Genomic DNA, 17,524 nt, shown 5'->3' on the forward strand with positions numbered 1-17,524 from the left:
AAAGGGCCTCTGCAGGCCCTTTTTTGCGTCGCTTTTACAGCGCTGATTCGTCTCTGAGGAACACCAGTTTGTCGGGTTTCGACAGTTCCTTGCTGTAGCGATAACCCTGTTCATCGAAGCGCTTGAGGTCGTCGGGGTTGCTGATGCGCTCGGAAATCACGAACCGGCTCATCATGCCGCGGGCTTTCTTGGCGTAAAAACTGATGATTTTGTACTGGCCGTTCTTCTGGTCGCGGAACTCGGTGTTGATGACCCGGGCATTGAGCGCTGAGCGTTTGACGGCCGAGAAGTACTCGTTGGAGGCCAGGTTGAGCAGCACATCGTCGCCTTGTTCGGCCAGTGCTTCATTGAGCCATCCGCTGATGCGTTCACCCCAGAAGGCGTAAAGATCCTTGCCCCGGGCGTTGGCCAGTTTGGTACCCATTTCCAGGCGATACGGCTGCATCAGGTCGAGCGGGCGCAACAGCCCGTAAAGGCCGGAGAGCATGCGCAAGTGTTGTTGGGCGTAGTCCAGGTCCGCTTCGCTGAGGGTTTGGGCGGCAAGACCTGTGTAAACGTCGCCCTTGAACGCCAGCAGGGCCTGTTTGGCGTTGCTGGGGCTGAAGGCGGGTGTCCAGCTGCGGAAACGCGCGGCGTTGAGGCCTGCCAGTTTGTCCGAGAGGTGCATCAGCTCGCTGATCTGCGCGGGTGAGAGCTCGCGCAGTTGAAGGATCAGCTCTTGGGAGTGGTCCAGGTATTGCGGCTGGGTAAAGCGCTCGGTGGTCGGCGGGGTCTCGAAATCGAGGGTCTTGGCTGGGGATATCACCATCAGCATGCGTTCATCTCCTTTAATCGTGGGGGCGATTCTAGGGGTTGTGCGGGGATGACTCCAGCTATGGTGGCGATAGGTAAGGGCCGACACCGGTTTTTTTACCGCGTGCCCCTGTCGCAGTCCCGCTTGCCGGCGGTAGCGATTTTCAGGGCACCAGCGCCGGCAAGCCGGACTGCTACAGGTCGGTGTCTGCAAGCCGGGGTCGTCAGGCGCGGGCAGTCGCTGAGGTTTTCCGCTGATCAAATCCGCTATAGTGCCTCGTCGGTTAAGGCCTGTTTGTTCAAGGATTGGGAGCACGTCGTTTTGCGCATGGTTTTATTGATCGGTGCCTGCCTGCTGGGGCTCAACGCTCAGGCGGCGACCGGGGAAATTGCGACGCTGGATCGCAGCGTCTGGCCCGAAGTCCTGGAGACCCCGCAACTGTTCGATGTGGCGTCTCGCGCGCAGATCCTCAGTTTTGCTCATCAACTGCTCGAGAGCGAAAACCTCAGCGACGTCCAGCTCGCCGAGCGCTTGGGGTTGCGGCAAATCAATTCGCCGACGATCAACCTGATCCGCACGCGTATCTGGGCGCGCCTGTTCGAGAACTGGAAAGCGGCCGAAAAGACCTGTGAGGCTGATGCTTCTTTTTGCGTGCTGGTCGACGATGTGCCGATGCTGCGTCAGCGGGCAGCGGAATACAAAGTCGCAGAGGATTCGTTCTACGTCCGCTGGGCGGCGCCGGCCGATGCGTTCAATCAACGTTACCTCAATGAGCTGTTGCGCATGGCTGCACTGTTTCCGCAGACCAGCAGCGAAATCGAGCGCTACAACTCTGACGAATTGAGCGGCGAAGAGATGCCCGACCGGACCTTTCTGCTCAATTTCGAGAGTGGCCCGACGGTCGCCGATGGCGCTACCGACTGGCTGGCCGATTTCATGCGCCAGCAGAAGATCAATGCGACGTTCTACGTGCTCGGCAAGAACCTGCAGAGCCGCCTGGACAGCAGCTCACCCCAGGCACTACAGACGCTCTACCGCCAGCAGTGCGTCGGACTGCAGGGCTGGGACTACCGCTCTCATGCCCACTGGAACGACTGGCAGAACTCGGTCGAACGCAGCGCCGCCCTGATTCAGCAGACCCTGCCTGACAATTTCGTTCCGCTGTTCCGTCCGCCTTACGGCCACCGTCGAGCGGACGGCGCACAGTTCTTCCGTGATCAGCAACTGCGGGTGTCGCTGTGGAATATCGACTCTCAGGACGCCACTGGCCGCATCAGCGCCGAACAGGCCGCTCACCGGGTGTTGACCCTGATGCTGCTGTGGCGACGCGGCAACATCGTTTTCCACGACAGCACCGACAAGGCCCAACAGGCGGTGCCGTGGTTGATGGCCAACACCGCGCAAACAGGCGTTTCGTGGGAAGACTGTCATATCTATCCGCAGCAGTTGTCGGACGATCCCGATCAAGCCGAGCCTGAAGATGAGGAGATGGATACGCCTGCGGACCAACAGCCGCAACAACCGGAGGACGAACAACCTGACGCTGGGCCGCAAGCACCCGCGCAGCCGCCCGCCGATCAGGCCACGGAGCCGGAAAAACAGGAGCAATAGGGAAGATGCAGAGGAGGGCCGGTAGGGATTTTTCGAGGCTTTCTCGCCGACCGGACTTCCGACTGTAAACGCGTACGAGGCCTGCGCCAAGGGCTATTCGTCATGCTGTGAAATAAACTTCAAATTCGCTCAAAACGCTTTTTTATGTCATCGGTTTTGCGGTATTACGACAACAGACCGCCGAACCCTGCAACACAGGTGGCGTCACCCAGACCCCACTTTGCGCAATTTTTCTCCTGCCTCAAGGGGAAAGCCTCGGCGGCCTTTCCGTAGCGCAGCATCGATGTGTGTTGCGTTACCTGGCTACTACAAAGGTGAGCGAGTATGGATGACCACGGACGCACCCCTTCCTCTAACCAGCCAATCCTCTATGTGCTCGATACCAACGTTCTGATTCACGATCCAAACGCGCTGTTGAATTTCGAAGAACACCACGTCGCAATCCCCATGACGGTCCTGGAAGAACTGGACAAGCTCAAGGCGGGCAAGCACTCGGTCGCTGCTGAATGCCGCCAGGCAATCCGGCTGATCGACAAGACACTCGGCGAAGCGACCCCGGAGGAGGTCGAGCAAGGCGTACCGATCGATCGCGGTACGGGGGTTCTCAAAGGTTATCTGTCCATCCTGATGAGCAAGCGTGAAGAGCCCAACAGCCTTCTGCCTGAGCACCTGAACGACAACATCATCATCAACCAGTTGATCGACCTGCACGCGCGTAAAAAGGAAGTGCGCATCGTACTGGTCACCAAAGACATCAACATGCGCCTCAAGGCGCGTGCCTGCGGTATCGAGGCCGAGGACTACAGCACCGACCAGCTGGTCGATGACGTGTCCATGCTGTCGCGCGGCTACCACACCATGACCGGCTCCTTCTGGGACCGTGTAAGCAAAGTCGACACCCGTCAGGACCACGGCCGTACCTGGCACAAAGTGCAGATGACCGAGCAGATTCCGGCGGTGCACATCAACGAGTTCATCATTGATGAGCAAGGCTTCGTCGGCTGGGTCAAAGGCGTCAAGCCTGACGAGTTGCTGCTGCTGGACATGCACCAGGAGCCATTGCTGCATCAGGAAGCCTGGGGCCTGAAACCACGGGATATCTATCAGGGGCTGGCGTTGTTCGCGCTGCTCGATCCCGACATCCACCTGGTCAATCTGTCCGGCGCGGCAGGGTCGGGCAAGACCATCCTCGCGCTGGCTGCTGCCATCGAGCAGACCATGGTCAGCAAGCGTTACCGGCGCATCATCGCCACCCGAAGCGTGCAAGGGCTCGACCAGGAGATCGGCTTCTTGCCCGGTACCGAGGCCGAGAAGATGGAGCCGTGGCTGGGTGCGATCACCGATAACCTGGAAGCGCTGCACATGGATGATGAAAACACCCATGGCAGTGTCGACTACATCCTGAGCAAAGTGCCGCTGCAGTTCAAATCCCTCAACTACATCCGAGGCCGCAGTTTCCAGCAAAGCCTGATCCTGATCGACGAATGCCAGAACCTCACCCCGCACCAGATGAAGACCATCATCACCCGTGCCGGTGCCGGTTCCAAGGTGGTCTGCCTGGGTAACCTGGCGCAGATCGACACCCCTTACCTGTCGGCCACCAGTTCCGGGCTGACCTACCTCACGGAGCGCTTCAAGGATTTCCCCAACGGCGTGCACATTACCTTGCAAGGGGTGCCACGCTCGATCCTGGCGGAGTATGCGGAGAGTCATCTCTAGGGTTCAAGCCTGACCCTGAAGGCGCCGACTTGCTGGCGAAGGCGTGCTCAACGTCGCCGCGTCAGCGGGTCGGACTGCTATAGGATCAGCGCCTGCATACCCTTGTAGGAGTGAGCTTGCTCGCGAAGGCGTACCGTCGGGCCACTCATGGTTGCCAGACAGGACGCAATCGCGAGCAAGCTCACTCCTACAGTTTCGTGCGTACGATCGCGAGCAAGCTCACTCCTATAGTCTCGTGCGTACAATCGCGAGCAAGCTCACTGCTACAGTTTCGTGCGTACGATCGCGAGCAAGCTCACTGCTACAGTTTCGTGCGTACGATCGCGAGCAAGATCACTCCTACAGTTTCGTTGTGTACAATCGCGACTCCTGTCCAGGAGTTATCCCGTGCTTACTCATCTTGATTCCCAAGGTCGCGCCAACATGGTCGACGTCACTGAAAAATCCGTGACGTCCCGTGAAGCCGTGGCTCAGGCGCGCGTGCGCATGCTTCCCGAAACCTTGCAAATGATCGTCGCCGGCGGCCACCCCAAGGGGGATGTGTTTGCCGTGGCGCGCATCGCCGGAATTCAGGCGGCCAAGAAAACCAGCGACCTGATCCCGTTGTGCCATCCCTTGATGCTGACCAGCGTAAAGGTCGAACTCAGCGCCGAGGGCGACGACACCGTGAGCATTGTTGCCCGCTGCAAGCTCTGCGGACAGACCGGCGTGGAAATGGAAGCGCTGACCGCTGCCAGCGTTGCGGCGCTGACGATCTACGACATGTGCAAGGCGGTGGACCGCGGCATGGTCATCGAGAATGTTCGCCTGCTGGAAAAACTCGGCGGCAAGAGCGGGCATTTCGTGGCCGACGCGCAGGAGGACGCTCAATGAGTATTCAGGTTCAGGTGCAGTTCTTCGCCCGCTTTCGCGAGACGCTGGGCACCGAAAGCGAGCGTCTGGAGGGCAGCTTCGCCAGCGTCGACGCGGTGCGTCAGCATTTGCTTGGGCGCGGCGGCGTGTGGGAGGTGCTCGGCGAGCAAGGCATCATGTGCGCTCGGAACCAGGAACTGTGCTCATTGAGCGAGCCTGTGGAGCCCGGCGATGAAGTGGCGTTCTTTCCCACCGTGACCGGAGGCTGAGCATGGCGATCAGGGTGCAGGCCACGCCGTTCGACCCCGGCGCCGAGGTCAACGCGATGCACGATGCCAATGTCGGCGTCGGCGCGGTGGTGAGCTTTGTCGGCTACGTGCGCGATTTCAATGATGGGCGGGACGTGGCGGGGATGTTTCTGGAGCACTATCCGGGCATGACCGAAAAAGCTTTGGGCAAGATTGTCGACGAAGCCGGGCGACGCTGGCCGTTACTGCGCGTCGACGTGCTGCATCGTGTGGGTGCGCTGGAACCGGGCGAGCCCATCGTCTTCGTCGGCGTTGCCAGCGCCCACCGTCAGGCCGCTTTCCAGGCCTGCGACTTCATCATGGATTACCTGAAGACCCGTGCGCCGTTCTGGAAAAAAGAGAACACCTCCCAAGGACCGCGCTGGGTGGAAGGGCGCGATAGCGATCATGCTGCGGCGGATCGCTGGAAGTGATCAAAGTACGGGCTTGGCAGACGACCTGTAGCAGTCCGGCTTGCCGGCGGTAGCGGTCTTGAAATCGCCACCGCCGGCAGGCCGGACTGCTACAGCAAATCATCCCCCGACCTTCGACATCATTCCGCTGCAGGTTCAACCCTGGGCTGGCGCACCACCGCTCGCAACAGCTCGGTCGGTGGCGTCTCGCAGCTGATCTTGCGACCCAGCTTTTCTTCGATCGACGGCAACTGGTAGGAGTCGTCTTCACCGGCAAAGCTGATCGACACACCGTCGGCGCCCGCGCGGCCGGTTCGGCCGATCCGGTGCACGTAGTCGTCCGGCACTTCCGGCAAAGTGAAGTTGATCACATGGCTGATGCCGTCGATGTGAATCCCGCGCCCTGCGACGTCGGTCGCCACCAGCACGCGAATCTTGCCCTCACGAAAGCCTTCCAGAGTCTTGATGCGTTTGTGCTGCGGCACATCGCCCGACAGCTGCGCGGCATTCACGCCATCGCGCACCAGGCGCTCTTCGATGCGCCGCACTTCGTCCTTGCGGTTGGCGAATACCATGACCCGCGACCAGCCGTTGTCGGTGATCAGGTTGAACAGCAGCTTGTACTTGTCGGCCGCCGCCACGGCATAGATGTGTTGCTCGACGTTATCGCTGGCCACGTTCTCCGATTCGATCTCGACGATCGAAGGGTCGGTGGTCCATTGCTTGGCCAGGTTCATCACATCTTCGGTGAAGGTCGCCGAGAACAGCAGCGTCTGACGCTCGCCCTTGTGCGGGGTCTGGCGAATGATCGAGCGCACCTGCGGGATGAAGCCCATGTCCAGCATGCGGTCGGCTTCGTCCAGCACCATGACTTCGACCATGTCCAAATGCACCTCGCCGCGCTGGTTGAAGTCCAGCAGGCGGCCAGGGGTAGCGACCAGAATGTCGCAATGACGTGCTTCGAGTTGCTTGAGCTGCTTGTCGAAGTCCATACCGCCGACGAACGTCATGACGTTGAGGTCGGTGTACTTGGTCAAGGCCGCGGCATCCTTGGCGATCTGCACCACCAGCTCGCGGGTCGGCGCGATGATCAGCGCACGGGGTTCGCCCATATAGCGTTCCTTGGGCGGCGGCGTCTGGGTCAGTTGGGTGATGATCGAGATCAGGAACGCGGCGGTCTTGCCGGTGCCGGTCTGGGCACGTCCGATCGCATCCTTGCCCTTGAGGGTAAAGCCCAGAACGCCTGCCTGGATCGGCGTGCAATAGGGGAATCCCAGATCCTGGATGGCGTGCATCAGTTCCGGCGCAAGGGGAAAGTCGTGAAAGCGGGTCTTGCCTTCCTGCGGTTCGACCACGAAGTCGCTGATCGACCACGGTGCGACGACAGGCTTGGGCGCGCGTTCGCGGCGCGGGCGCTCGACCTTGGGGGTCGCAGGCGCGGGCGGGGTGATAGCCTCGGGCGGCGCAGTTTGCGCTACAGGCGTGGCGGCTTCCCGGTATGAGCCTTCGGTCGGGCTTTTCGAAGCGGGAAGAGGAGCAACAGGTGCGAGCTGTTCAGCCTCGCTTTTACCGAACATTTTTTTTAGTGCTTTAAGCACGGTCATCTCGTCGATTGATTAAGGAATGTACGCCGGGCAGTGTAAAGCAAGAACCCGGCGCGGCGTAGTGCCATACCAAATCCGCAGGATAAATGAAAGGAACAATTGGCCGATCAGCGCAACCGATCCGCGAGCCAGACACCTACATCGCTGATTTCCTGCGGTAACACTTCGTGGCCCATTGGGTATTCCTGCCATGTTGCGGTGACGCCCTGGGCCTTGAGCTGCTCGTAGGCGGTTCGCCCCATGGCGTTCTGCACCACGTCGTCATGCTGTCCATGCAAGCAATACACCGCAATGCGCTGCTGGCTGGCGGACAGGTGCATGTCGTCACTGAACGTCGGCGCATAGGTGGACAGGGCCAGAACCCCGCCCAACGGGCCTTGCCAGCGCAAAAAAGCGGTATGCAACACCACCGCGCCGCCCTGCGAGAACCCGGCCAGGAAGATACGTGCAGGGTCGATGCCCTGGTCCCGCTGCTGTTCGATCAGGGACAGGATCCGCTGGGCGGAGCCTTCGAGTTGCTCACGATCAATGGCGCGCGCGGGGCTCATGGCCTTGATGTCGTACCAGCTGGGCATTTCATAGCCGCCGTTGATGGTGACCGGGCGGGTCGGCGCCTGGGGCAGGATGAACCGGGTGGTGAGCAGAGACTGCTGCAGCGCCTCGGCCACGGGCATGAAGTCGTAGCGGTCAGCACCCAGCCCATGCAGCCAGATGACACAGGCATCGGCGGTGTTTACCGGCTCGAGAATCAAGGGTTCGCTCATGTGTGCTCCATTTGTGTGCGATGGCTCGGGCGCGGCGCGTCAAGGCGGTGCGCAGCCGTATTCAGATGTGAAAGAAGATGTCGCAAGACTACAAGTTTCCGGCTTGACCTGTCGCTAATTCGACTTTGCCAGCATGGTGGTACGGGCTTTGCTACACAACCCCCGGAGTGAAGGCGCTCACCTCCGGCGGTAACACTAATAGGCTATTACTGATTCAGCCCGTTGTTACGTCGAGGTAGCAAGGAGTCCATCGACACGGATTCCCGGCACGATTCGCTTTGGGCCTCGGGGTTCAAGGACATCAGGGGGCTTCAGTCAAGATGACCCAATCGGATCAGCAACGCGGTGGACGAGACGCTTGGCGCCCGTTACTGATTCGGGTCTTACGTCGCATGACCCAAAAACAAGCCAGCACGGGTCATTAACGCCTCACAAGGGTGCGACGGGACTAAAGCTCCTACACAACAAAGAGCAAACTGGAGGTTTGAATGAAGATGTTGAAATCCACCCTGGCTGTAGTGGCCGCCGCAGCAGCGCTCGGTATCACCGGTTTCGCTCAAGCGGGCGCCAAACTGGACGCCATCAAGGCGAAGGGCTTCATCCAGTGCGGCGTGAGTGACGGTCTGCCAGGTTTCTCGGTGCCTGACAAAAGCGGCGCCATCCAAGGTATCGACGCCGACTTCTGTCGCGCTGTAGCGGCTGCCGTGTTCGGCGACGCCAAGAAAGTCAAATTCAGCCAGCTGAACGCCAAAGAGCGTTTCACCGCGCTGCAGTCGGGCGAGATCGACATCCTGTCGCGTAACACCACCTGGACCAGCTCTCGCGACGCGAGCATGGGTCTGGTGTTCCCTGGTTTCGTCACTTATTACGACGGCGTTGGCTTCCTGGCCAACAGCAAGCTGGGCGTGAAAAGTGCCAAGGAACTGGACGGCGCGACCATCTGCATTCAAGCCGGTACCACTACCGAGCTGAACGTGTCCGACTACTTCCGCGCCAACAACCTGAAGTACACGCCGATCACCTTCGACACCTCCGACGAAAGCGCCAAGTCGCTGGAATCGGGTCGTTGCGACGTACTGACCTCCGACAAATCTCAGCTCTACGCACAACGCTCCAAGCTGGCTTCGCCGAAAGACTACGTCGTTCTGCCTGAAACCATCTCCAAAGAACCACTGGGCCCGGTCGTCGCACGTGGTGACGAAGAGTGGACCACCATTGTTCGCTGGGTTGGCTACGCACTGCTGAACACCGAAGAAGCTGGCGTGACGTCGAAAAACGTCGAAGCCGAAGCCAAGTCGACCAAGAACCCGGACGTCGCTCGTCTGCTGGGTGCTGACGGTGATTACGGTCCGCAGCTGAAACTGCCGAAGGACTGGGTCGTCAAGATCGTGGCTCAAGTAGGTAACTACGGCGAAATCTTCGAGAAGAACCTGGGTAAGACCACTCCTCTGGAAATCGACCGCGGTCAGAACGCTCTGTGGAACGCTGGCGGCATTCAATACGCACCACCTGTGCGTTGATTGACCTGCGCCTGGCTGCGTAACCCGCAGCCGGGCGCTTCGTTCCATTTCTTCTGGGGCACTCCATGCAAAATCAAATCAGCGCACCAAAGCAGAGCCTGTCGCTCAGCGATCCCAAAGTGCGTGCGTGGCTATTTCAGATAATCACGGTTATCGCTGTAGTCGCGATGGGTTGGTATCTGTTCGATAACACCCAAACCAACCTGCAACACCGGGGTATCACCTCAGGTTTCGGTTTCCTGGAAAACAGTGCCGGTTTCGGCATCGCGCAGCATCTGATCCCGTTCACGGAGTCGGATACCTACTCGCGGGTTTTCCTCATAGGTTTGCTCAACACACTGCTGGTGACCTTCATCGGCGTGATTCTCGCGACCCTGCTGGGCTTTCTGGTCGGCGTGGCGCGGCTGTCCAACAACTGGATCATCAATAAACTGGCGACGGTCTACGTCGAGGTTTTCCGTAACATCCCACCGCTGCTGCAGATTCTGTTCTGGTACTTCGCGGTGTTCCTGACCCTGCCGGGACCGCGCGCAGCCCATGGCTTCCTCGGCTCGTTCTTCGTCAGCAGCCGTGGCCTGAACATGCCGGCGGCGATCACCAACGCTGCCACCTGGCCGTTCGTGATCAGCGTGATCGTGGCGATCGTCGCCATCGTGCTGATGACCCGATGGGCCAACAAGCGCTTCGAAGCCACTGGCGTACCTTTCCACAAGTTCTGGGCAGGCCTTGCGCTGTTGATCGTGATCCCGGCGCTGTGCGCACTGATCTTTGGTGCTCCGGTGCATTGGGAAGTCCCTGAACTCAAGGGCTTCAACTTCGTTGGCGGCTGGGTATTGATCCCCGAACTGCTGGCCTTGACCCTGGCCCTGACGGTCTACACGGCGGCGTTCATCGCCGAAATCGTGCGTTCGGGCATCAAGTCGGTCAGCCACGGCCAGACCGAAGCGGCGCGCTCGCTGGGCCTGCGCCCGGGTCCGACCCTGCGCAAGGTCATCATCCCGCAGGCACTGCGGGTAATCATCCCGCCGTTGACCAGCCAATACTTGAACCTGGCGAAGAACTCTTCGCTGGCGGCCGGTATCGGTTACCCGGAAATGGTTTCGCTGTTCGCCGGTACCGTTCTGAACCAGACCGGTCAGGCCATCGAAGTCATTGCCATCACCATGAGCGTGTACCTGGCGATCAGTATCAGCATTTCCCTGCTGATGAACTGGTACAACAAGCGCATTGCGCTGATCGAGCGGTGAGGAAACGCGCATGACATCTCATACTTTCAAACCTGATATGCCGCCGCCGAGCAAAGTCTTCGGCCCGGTGGCATGGATGCGCCAGAACCTGTTCTCGAACTGGCTCAACACACTGTTGACCCTGTTCGCGATCTACCTGATCTGGCTGGTCGTTCCGCCGCTGTTGAGCTGGACGATCTTCGACGCCAACTGGGTCGGCACCACGCGCGCCGACTGCACCAAGGCGGGCGCCTGCTGGGTGTTCATCGAGCAACGCTTCGGCCAGTTCATGTACGGCTATTACCCGCAGGAGCTGCGCTGGAGGGTCGACCTGACCGTGTGGCTGGCGATCATCGGCGCCGCGCCGTTGTTCATCAAGGCCGTGCCGCGCAAGGCTGTCTATGGCCTGAGCTTCCTGGTGCTGTATCCGATCGTGGCGTACTTGCTGCTGCACGGCGGCGTCTTCGGCATGACCGAAGTTGCGACCAGCCAGTGGGGCGGGCTGATGCTGACCCTGGTCATCGCCACGGTGGGTATCGCCGGTGCGTTGCCGCTGGGTGTGATCCTGGCGCTGGGCCGTCGCTCCGACATGCCGGCGATTCGCGTGATCTGCGTGACCTTCATCGAGTTCTGGCGGGGCGTTCCGCTGATCACCGTGTTGTTCATGTCGTCGGTGATGCTGCCGCTGTTCCTGCCTGAAGGCATGAACTTCGACAAGCTGCTGCGGGCGCTGATCGGCGTGATCATGTTCCAGTCGGCCTACGTGGCCGAAGTGGTGCGTGGCGGCATGCAGGCCATTCCCAAGGGGCAATACGAAGCGGCAGCGGCCATGGGCCTGGGTTACTGGCGGCGCATGGGCCTGGTGATTCTGCCGCAAGCCCTGAAGCTGGTGATTCCCGGGCTGGTCAACACCGTGATCGCGTTGTTCAAGGACACCAGCCTTGTGATCATCATCGGCCTGTTCGACCTGCTCAACAGCGTCAAGCAAGCTGCCGCCGACCCGAACTGGCTCGGCATGGCGACCGAGGGCTACGTATTCGCAGCCCTGGTGTTCTGGATCTTCTGTTTCGGCATGTCCCGCTACTCCATGCATTTGGAGCGTAAGTTGGACACAGGCCACAAGCGTTAGGAGTTATGTGATGAGTGAAGCTATCAGCAAGCCTCTGGGCGCCGAAGGCATGATCCGGATGGAGGGCGTACACAAGTGGTACGGCCAGTTCCACGTGTTGAAAGACATCAACCTGAACGTGCGTCAGGGCGAGCGCATCGTCTTGTGCGGCCCGTCGGGTTCGGGCAAGTCGACCACCATTCGCTGCCTTAACCGTCTGGAAGAGCACCAGCAGGGTCGCATCATCGTCGATGGCACCGAACTGACTTCGGACCTCAAGCAGATCGAAACCATCCGCCGTGAAGTCGGCATGGTGTTCCAGCACTTCAACCTGTTCCCGCACCTGACCATCCTGCAGAACTGCACGCTGGCACCGATGTGGGTACGCAAGATGCCGAAGAAAAAGGCTGAAGAAATCGCCATGCACTACCTGGAGCGCGTACGCATTCCGGAGCAGGCGCACAAGTACCCGGGCCAGCTGTCCGGCGGTCAGCAGCAGCGTGTGGCGATTGCCCGTGCCCTGTGCATGAAGCCGAAAATCATGCTGTTCGACGAACCGACCTCGGCGCTCGACCCGGAAATGGTTAAAGAGGTGCTCGACACCATGGTCGGTCTGGCGGAAGAAGGCATGACCATGCTCTGCGTGACCCACGAAATGGGTTTCGCCCGCACCGTGGCCAACCGCGTAATCTTCATGGACAAGGGCGAAATCGTCGAACAGGCCGCGCCTAACGACTTCTTCGACAACCCGCAAAGCGATCGCACCAGGTTGTTCCTGAGCCAGATTCTGCACTGAGTCGATCGTTGCTCAACCCGAAACCCGGACCTTGTGTCCGGGTTTTTTGTCTGCGAAACAAAGCGCGCAGTCAATGCCAGCAAGCCTGCGCAGACGGCCCATTGCCCTCACGTGGCGATGTTCTACAGCAACTGGCCGACCGGGCATAAGCGGTCGACATCTCAGGGCGTGCGGGCACAGGCGATCGACATCTATAGCGCCTGCGCAGCCTGCTTTTGATTCTGGCCGCAGGCCGTGGGAGCTTGGCTTGCCAGCGATCTGCCGGGCACCGGCAGTAGAATCAGACGGCGCGGTGGGTCAGGTTCCTAGCATTCACAGGGTTTGCTGGCGCTGCCCGGCAGATCACCCGATCGCGGTCCGCAGCAAGCTGGACTCCCACGCCTTCCGGGCAGAAGCGAATTCCGCAGGGGGGCGCTTTTTGATGCGGTTCAAAACTGTACCCAATCTGCGCAAAACTTGTGTTCTGTGTCGTTCTCCAACAGGATTGCTGCTTTGCGCAATGCGCTGTTACACATCCTGCCCCCACGAGAATCCCATGACGACCAAGGCGCCACCGGCGAGCGACACGCTTTCCCACTCCCCCAAACACCATGAAATCGATGAGTTGTTGATCGACGCCGAGGCGGACGACGAGCAAGTACAGCAACATCAAGCTGTACTCAAGCGCCCGTGGTTTCTGTTGCTCGGGCTGGTGTTGGTGGCGTTGAACCTGCGTCCGGCGTTGTCGAGCATGGCGCCGTTGCTCAGCGAAGTGTCGAAAAGCCTGGGGTTGTCTGCCGCCACGGCGGGGTTGCTGACCACGCTGCCGGTGTTGTGTCTGGGACTTTTCGCGCCGCTGGCACCGATTCTGGCCCGGCGCTTTGGCAGCGAAAGGGTGGTACTGGGCATTCTGTTGACCCTGGCCTGCGGCATCATCGTGCGCAGCTCGTTCGGTGAAATCGGTCTGTTCGCCGGTAGCATCATGGCCGGCGCGAGCATCGGCATCATCGGCGTGCTGCTGCCAGGGATCGTCAAGCGCGATTTCGCCAGACAGGCGGGAACCATGACCGGCGTGTACACCATGGCGTTGTGCCTGGGTGCGGCGATTGCGGCCGGCTCCACTGTGCCATTGAGCAAGGCGCTGGGAGACGGCAGCGGCGACAGCTGGGCCCTGGGTCTGGGCTTCTGGATCGTCCCGGCCATTCTCGCGGCGCTCTTCTGGTGGCCGCAGACGCGCCAGAAGCAGGGTCAGCATCAGGTGGCTTATCGCGTGCGCGGCTTGCGCCACGATCGCCTGGCCTGGCAGGTGACGCTGTACATGGGCCTGCAATCGTCGCTGGCCTACATTGTCTTCGGCTGGTTGCCGTCGATCCTCATTGGTCGTGGCCTGACGCCGACCGAAGCAGGAATACTGCTCTCCGGCTCGATCATGGTGCAGTTGATCAGCTCCTTGACCACGCCCTGGCTGGCGACCCGTGGCAAGGATCAGCGACTGGCGATCGTGGTGGTCATGCTGCTGACCCTGGGCGGACTGTTCGGCTGCCTGTATGCACCACTGAACCAGCTGTGGTTCTGGGCGGTGATGTTGGGTCTGGGGCAGGGCGGAACGTTCAGCCTTGCGCTGACCCTGATCGTGCTGCGTTCGCGCGACTCGCATGTCGCCGCCAACCTGTCGAGCATGGCTCAGGGCTTCGGCTACACCCTGGCGTCACTGGGGCCGTTCGCCGTCGGTGTGGTCCACGACTGGACCGGCGACTGGAACTCCGTGGGCTGGATCTTTGGCGTGATTGGCGTCGCGGCGATCATTGCCGGCCTGGGCGCCGGGCGCGCGCTGTACGTGAACGTCAGCAGCGAGAAGGTCTGAGTCAGGGTATTGCCGTGGTGAATGTGCATGGCCAAACCCGGTGCTGGCGCTTATCGTGCAGACACCTTTCCCACGGACGTCCCCGGCATGAGCGAAATCGACCAGAGTGAGCAGCACAGTGCGCTGATCACCCGCTTCTACGAAGCCTTCAACCGCCTCGACGCCGAAGCCATGGCGGCCTGCTACACCGACGACGTGGTGTTCAGTGACCCGGTCTTCGGCCAACTGAACGGGCAACAGGCGGGCGACATGTGGCGCATGCTGACCTCGCGGGCCAGGGATTTCTCCGTGCGTTTCGACAACGTACGTGCCGATGAGCGCACCGGCGCCGCGCATTGGGTCGCCACCTACCTGTTCAGCCAGACCGGGCGCACGGTCATCAACGATATCCAGGCAAGCTTTGTCTTTCGTGACGGCAGGATGTGCGAGCATCACGATCATTTCGATCTGTGGCGCTGGTCAAGCCAGGCCCTGGGTGCAAAAGGTGCGTTGCTCGGCTGGGCGCCTTTCGTGCAGAACGCCATTCGTGCCCAGGCGCAAAAGGGCTTGAAGGCATTTCAGGCGGGCCGATGAGGCTCTGTTAGAATCGCCGCTCCAGTGCCTGTAGCTCGCTGATTTTCCATGACCGAAACTGCCATCGCCGCTGTCCCAGCGGTTGATACCCTCATCCCGAAGCCTTGGTTCGTGTACCTGATACGCGCGGCCAACGGCGCCCTGTACTGCGGTATCAGCGACGACCCGCAAAAGCGCTTCGCCAAGCATCAGAGCGGCAAGGGGGCGCGTTTCTTTCATTCGAGCCCGGCAGTGGCGCTGGTGTTTGTCGAGGCCTGCGCCAGCAAAGGCGACGCGTTGCGGCAGGAGCTGGCGATCAAGAAGCTCAGCAAGGCGGCCAAAGAGCAGTTGGTCATGGCAGCGCAATGATCTGGTCCTGCGCGTGGTAGGAGAAGGGCGGCTGAGCCTGATAGTCCAGGCGCACGATCGGCACCACATTGCCATGTGCCGCGAGTTTTCTCTGAAAATTTCGCGCCGGTTCCAGCCCTGCTTCGAGTGACGGGGCGTAGAGGAACACCGCCGGGATGTAGTCTTTCAAGGAATAGCCGTCGTCCACCGTCGCCATGATCAGTTCATTCCAGATGAAGTCCATCGAGGGGTACTGTGGTGCTATGGCCAGAGCATTGTTCCAGCCGATTTGGCTGTCCACGTTCCAGGAGCACTGATTGTGGGTGTCGCCTGCCTGCAGATCGCCGGTGTACTCGATCCAGTCTGTAATCGTGGTGATCCCGATCTCCTCGCAAGAGCCCCAGGCGTGCCCGGCATTGCGGTGAGGGACGTCCGGTTGTGGATAAATGGCCTGGGTGACGGGTTTCTCGTTCAGGCGCCCACAGCCGTTGTGACGCAGGTTGCCGCTGGTCGATGCGTCGAAGGGGTAGAGGCAGATCAATCCCGCGTCGAAACCCGGCAGGCCGTAGCGTTCGCCCTCTCTGGCGTTGCGCAGGATAAAACCCGAAGGGTTGAGCATCATCGCGGGGTGCATATCCTTGCGAACCCATGAGAACGCCGCGCCTCCCTGAGCGATGGCGCCGGGGCTGAATGTCCAGGGAAGATAATCGCCATCCTGGGTGGCTCTGATCAACAAGCAGCTGCAGTAATAATGGCCGCGAGGCAGATTGCTGCCGATTTCCCGGCAGTCGTTGTTCTGGTCGTCATACAGCCGGTTGAGCGAGGCTACGACCTCTTCTGGCGACTGTATTGCGTGGATCGACAAAGCGTTGGCGGCGCTGATCGGAGTGTGGGGCGGCCTGGCTGACTCACAGCCTTGCAACAACAGGGCGCAAAGCGCCAGGCTCAGACAGGTCATCTTCATGATGGCGGGCTCCTTCCATTGACAGGGCTTAAGCCTAGTCCTCACGTCGCCGCACAAGACCTGCGCGCTGGAACGTGTTGCGATAACCCGGTGGTTGGTTATCGCGGCATTCGATTTGGCAGTCACGTCACTCGACGCGGGCAGGGGCAGCCACTAGGCTGATCGGTCCATAGACGAGGTTCGAGAGCTCATGTCAGAACTGATCCTGCATCACTACCCAACCTCCCTGTTCTCCGAGAAGGCGCGCTTGATGCTCGGTTTCAAGGGGCTGTCGTGGCGTTCGGTAATCATCCCACCGATTCTGCCCAAACCCGATGTGACTGCCTTGACCGGCGGCTATCGCAAGACGCCGGTGCTGCAGGTAGGCGCTGACATCTATTGCGACACCGCTCTGATCGGCCATCGCCTGGAGCAGGAAAAATCCTCGCCGTCGTTTTATCCCGAGGGCCAGGAGTTCACCTCGCTGAGCCTGGCCAACTGGGCGGACACTGTGCTGTTTCTGCATTCAGTGGCCCTGGTGTTTCAGCCGGCATCGCTGGCGGTGCGCTTCGCCAAGGTCCCGCCCGAAGGCGTGAAGGCCTTTGTTGCCGATCGAGCAACCTTCTTCGACGGCGGCAGCGCTACACGTGTTCCGCTTGAGCTGGCGCAGCATCAGTGGCCGACCCTGATGAGTCGCCTGGAGACCCAGCTGGAGCGCAACGGCGACTTCCTCCTGGGTGCCCCGTCGATTGCCGACTTCGCCGTGGCCCACACCTTGTGGTTCCTCAAGCAGACCCCGGTGACCGCACCGCTGGTCGATGCTTACCCGGCCGTGCTGGCGTGGTATCAGCGGGTGATCGGCTTTGGGCATGGCGCGCCCAGCGAGTTGAGCCCGGCCGATGCGATCGAGATCGCCCGTCATGCCACGCCTGCGCCGTTACCGGATGAAGCGTTCACGGATCCGAACGGCTTCGAAGCCGGACAGCAGGTGAGCGTGTCGGCAGTGGACTACGGGGTGGACCCGATCCATGGCGAGCTGGTGTTCAGCGGGCGTGAGCAAATCATCCTGCGTCGCGAGGATGAGCGCGCGGGCACCGTGCATGTGCACTTCCCGCGCTATGGCTTTCGCATCGCAAAGCGCTGAG

At 60.6% G+C, this 17,524-nt stretch carries 16 protein-coding genes and 1 pseudogene; 13 read left to right on the forward strand and 4 right to left on the reverse strand.

Annotation, left to right across the window (positions count from 1 at the left end):
- Positions 1-34: 34 nt before the first annotated feature.
- Positions 35-814, reverse strand: coding sequence for a peroxide stress protein YaaA (gene yaaA / locus ACI2KS_RS04385; RefSeq protein WP_404617567.1), 780 nt, complete (start codon positions 812-814; stop codon positions 35-37).
- 300 nt (positions 815-1,114) lie between these two features.
- Between yaaA and ACI2KS_RS04390 the strand changes: the two are divergent.
- The 5 genes and pseudogenes from ACI2KS_RS04390 to moaE all read left to right on the forward strand — a co-directional run.
- Positions 1,115-2,293, forward strand: a pseudogene (locus ACI2KS_RS04390) (polysaccharide deacetylase family protein); the annotation flags it as partial.
- Between the two features lie 435 nt (positions 2,294-2,728).
- Positions 2,729-4,123, forward strand: a complete 1,395-nt coding sequence (locus ACI2KS_RS04395) for a PhoH family protein (RefSeq protein WP_404617569.1) — start codon at positions 2,729-2,731, stop codon at positions 4,121-4,123.
- Between the two features lie 387 nt (positions 4,124-4,510).
- Positions 4,511-4,996 carry a cyclic pyranopterin monophosphate synthase MoaC gene (gene moaC / locus ACI2KS_RS04400; RefSeq protein ID WP_404617571.1) on the forward strand — a complete coding sequence of 162 codons (486 nt, stop codon included), beginning with the start codon at positions 4,511-4,513 and terminating at the stop codon, positions 4,994-4,996.
- The gene (locus ACI2KS_RS04405; protein WP_404617573.1) at positions 4,993-5,244 is read left to right on the forward strand and encodes a MoaD/ThiS family protein; all 252 of its coding nucleotides are present in this window, start codon (positions 4,993-4,995) and stop codon (positions 5,242-5,244) included. The genes moaC and ACI2KS_RS04405 overlap by 4 nt, the downstream gene beginning before the upstream one ends.
- 2 nt (positions 5,245-5,246) lie before the next feature.
- Positions 5,247-5,696, forward strand: a complete 450-nt coding sequence (moaE, locus tag ACI2KS_RS04410) for a molybdopterin synthase catalytic subunit MoaE (protein WP_404617575.1) — start codon at positions 5,247-5,249, stop codon at positions 5,694-5,696.
- Positions 5,697-5,815: 119 nt separating this feature from the next.
- Here moaE and rhlB read toward each other — a convergent pair whose 3' ends face one another.
- Both rhlB and ACI2KS_RS04420 read right to left on the reverse strand, forming a co-directional pair.
- Positions 5,816-7,279, reverse strand: coding sequence for an ATP-dependent RNA helicase RhlB (rhlB, locus tag ACI2KS_RS04415; RefSeq protein WP_404617577.1), 1,464 nt, complete (start codon positions 7,277-7,279; stop codon positions 5,816-5,818).
- Between the two features lie 107 nt (positions 7,280-7,386).
- Positions 7,387-8,043 carry an alpha/beta hydrolase gene (locus tag ACI2KS_RS04420; RefSeq protein ID WP_404617579.1) on the reverse strand — a complete coding sequence of 219 codons (657 nt, stop codon included), beginning with the start codon at positions 8,041-8,043 and terminating at the stop codon, positions 7,387-7,389.
- 488 nt (positions 8,044-8,531) lie between these two features.
- Between ACI2KS_RS04420 and ACI2KS_RS04425 the strand changes: the two genes are divergently transcribed.
- From ACI2KS_RS04425 to ACI2KS_RS04455, 7 genes are all read left to right on the forward strand, one after another.
- Positions 8,532-9,563, forward strand: a complete 1,032-nt coding sequence (locus tag ACI2KS_RS04425) for an amino acid ABC transporter substrate-binding protein (protein ID WP_404617581.1) — start codon at positions 8,532-8,534, stop codon at positions 9,561-9,563.
- 65 nt (positions 9,564-9,628) lie between these two features.
- Positions 9,629-10,810 (forward strand): amino acid ABC transporter permease, encoded by a 1,182-nt coding sequence (locus tag ACI2KS_RS04430; protein WP_404617583.1) that lies wholly within the window; start codon positions 9,629-9,631, stop codon positions 10,808-10,810.
- 10 nt (positions 10,811-10,820) lie between these two features.
- Positions 10,821-11,918: an amino acid ABC transporter permease gene (locus tag ACI2KS_RS04435; protein WP_404617585.1), complete on the forward strand. Its 1,098-nt coding sequence runs from the start codon at positions 10,821-10,823 to the stop codon at positions 11,916-11,918.
- Positions 11,919-11,928: 10 nt separating this feature from the next.
- Positions 11,929-12,693 (forward strand): amino acid ABC transporter ATP-binding protein, encoded by a 765-nt coding sequence (locus tag ACI2KS_RS04440; protein ID WP_404617587.1) that lies wholly within the window; start codon positions 11,929-11,931, stop codon positions 12,691-12,693.
- Positions 12,694-13,228: 535 nt separating this feature from the next.
- A complete protein-coding gene (locus ACI2KS_RS04445; RefSeq protein WP_404617589.1) occupies positions 13,229-14,536 on the forward strand; it encodes a CynX/NimT family MFS transporter in 1,308 nt (435 codons plus the stop codon).
- An 87-nt stretch (positions 14,537-14,623) separates the two neighbouring features.
- Positions 14,624-15,109 carry a nuclear transport factor 2 family protein gene (locus ACI2KS_RS04450; protein WP_404618466.1) on the forward strand — a complete coding sequence of 162 codons (486 nt, stop codon included), beginning with the start codon at positions 14,624-14,626 and terminating at the stop codon, positions 15,107-15,109.
- A 48-nt stretch (positions 15,110-15,157) separates the two neighbouring features.
- Positions 15,158-15,457, forward strand: a complete 300-nt coding sequence (locus ACI2KS_RS04455; protein ID WP_404617591.1) for a GIY-YIG nuclease family protein — start codon at positions 15,158-15,160, stop codon at positions 15,455-15,457.
- On the opposite strand, the gene ACI2KS_RS04460 is transcribed toward ACI2KS_RS04455, so the two are convergent.
- Complete coding sequence (locus ACI2KS_RS04460; protein ID WP_404617593.1) at positions 15,441-16,400, reverse strand: hypothetical protein; 960 nt, start codon at positions 16,398-16,400, stop codon at positions 15,441-15,443. The two genes, ACI2KS_RS04455 and ACI2KS_RS04460, sit on opposite strands and share 17 nt — an antisense overlap.
- Before the next feature lie 190 nt (positions 16,401-16,590).
- Here ACI2KS_RS04460 and ACI2KS_RS04465 point away from each other — a divergent pair, with 190 nt between their 5' ends.
- Complete coding sequence (locus tag ACI2KS_RS04465; RefSeq protein WP_404617594.1) at positions 16,591-17,523, forward strand: glutathione S-transferase family protein; 933 nt, start codon at positions 16,591-16,593, stop codon at positions 17,521-17,523.
- Position 17,524: the final 1 nt, after the last annotated feature.

The organism is Pseudomonas sp. NPDC087358, from assembly GCF_044900785.1.
Taxonomy (GTDB): Bacteria; Pseudomonadota; Gammaproteobacteria; order Pseudomonadales; family Pseudomonadaceae; genus Aquipseudomonas.